At 60.9% G+C, this 1,419-nt stretch carries 2 protein-coding genes and 1 pseudogene; all 3 read left to right on the forward strand.

Going from position 1 to position 1,419, the window contains the following annotated elements; genetic code table 11:
- Positions 1-707, forward strand: a 707-nt coding sequence (locus tag AC1DWF_RS31965; RefSeq protein ID WP_476842558.1) for an MFS transporter, incomplete at its 5' end; no start/stop codon positions are given.
- Between the two features lie 176 nt (positions 708-883).
- Positions 884-1,261 (forward strand): ribosome silencing factor, encoded by a 378-nt coding sequence (rsfS, locus tag AC1DWF_RS31970; protein WP_476784008.1) that lies wholly within the window; start codon positions 884-886, stop codon positions 1,259-1,261.
- Between the two features lie 17 nt (positions 1,262-1,278).
- Positions 1,279-1,419: pseudogene (locus tag AC1DWF_RS31975) on the forward strand (23S rRNA (pseudouridine(1915)-N(3))-methyltransferase RlmH); the annotation flags it as partial.

Here is a 1,419-nt window from a genome sequence, read left to right on the forward strand (position 1 = left end):
ATGCTGTCTCGATCCTGCCGGTGGGGCTCACCCGCCTGCGCCAGCCGCCACCGCCAAAGGCTGCTTCGGTGGCGTTGGMACGCGCCTGGCGCATCTCGCCGGTCGGTGTCGCCGGCATGCTGGCCGTCGGCGGCGTGTCGATGCTGGTCACTGGCTTCGCGCCGATCCATGCCACCGCAAGCGGCTTCAGCCAGCAAGAGGTGGCGACGCTGTTGTTTGCCATGCCGCTCGGCACGCTGTTGTTCCAGATTCCGTTCGGCTGGATTTCCGACCGGACCGACCGGCGTTACGTGCTGGTTGCCGCTGGCCTACTTGTGGTGATCGCCGGGCTTGCAGCCAGCCGCTTCGACGGGAGCGCGCTGCCGATCATGGTTGCGATCTATGTGGTGTGGAGCGGGGCGAGCGAGTCGATCTATTCGCTGTCCAGCGCGCATGCTTCCGACCGCGCCAGCAAGGACGATCTGGTGGCCTTGTCGAGCAGCATGCTGTTTGCCTGGTCGCTGTCGGGTTTCATCGTGCCGGGCCTTGGCACCGTGCTGACCGCCTTCTACGGCACCTATGCCTTCATGTATGTGGCGATTGCCATTGGCGCGATCTGCACGGCCTTTGTCTTGTGGCGGCTGCGCATGACAAGTGCGGTTCCGGCACGTGAAAGCGGCAGTTTCTCGCCGATGTCGGCGCAATTGCCGCCGCCGGTCGATCCGTAGCGTTTCAAGAAAGATGGGTGCTAACGGCTTGTTGTCAGGTGTTTGCACGCGCTTGTCTTGAAACTGTAGCCCAACTCTGCCTATCTAAATGGTGTCGCCCACGTTCAGGGTGATTTGGTTGTTCCTGTCGGAAAGGAAAGACACTGAGAACAGCACTTCGGAAGAGGGCGGAAATCCTGCCTTCGCCGGCCGGGATAGGCGAATACGACGCTGTTGCCCGCGCCATCAAGACAGTCCTTGCCAGTCTGGAAGACTCCAAGGCCGAAAACATTGTCTCCATCGACATCCAGGGGAAATCGAGCCTAGGCGACTATATGGTCATCGCCTCGGGTCGGTCGCACCGTCATGTCGCCGCACTTGCCGATCATCTCCTCAAAGCGCTGAAGGATGCCGATCTCGGCACTGCCCGCGTCGAGGGGTTGTCGGGTGCCGACTGGGTGCTCATCGATTCAGGCGATATCATCGTCCATATCTTCCGGCCCGAGATCCGCGAGTTCTACAATCTCGAAAAGATGTGGCAGGCGCCGGATCTAGAGGAAGAAACGGTTCACTGAACCGTTAGAAGACAGGGATGAAGGTAGCGATACATGCCGTGGGCCGGATGAAAGCCGGCCCCGAGAAGGAACTTGCCGACCGCTATCTCGACAGGTTCTCGAAAAGCGGTGGGCCGCTCGGCTTCGACTTTTCCGGGGTCACCGAGATCGCTGAAAGC

The organism is Aminobacter sp. P4_D5, from assembly GCF_056401815.1.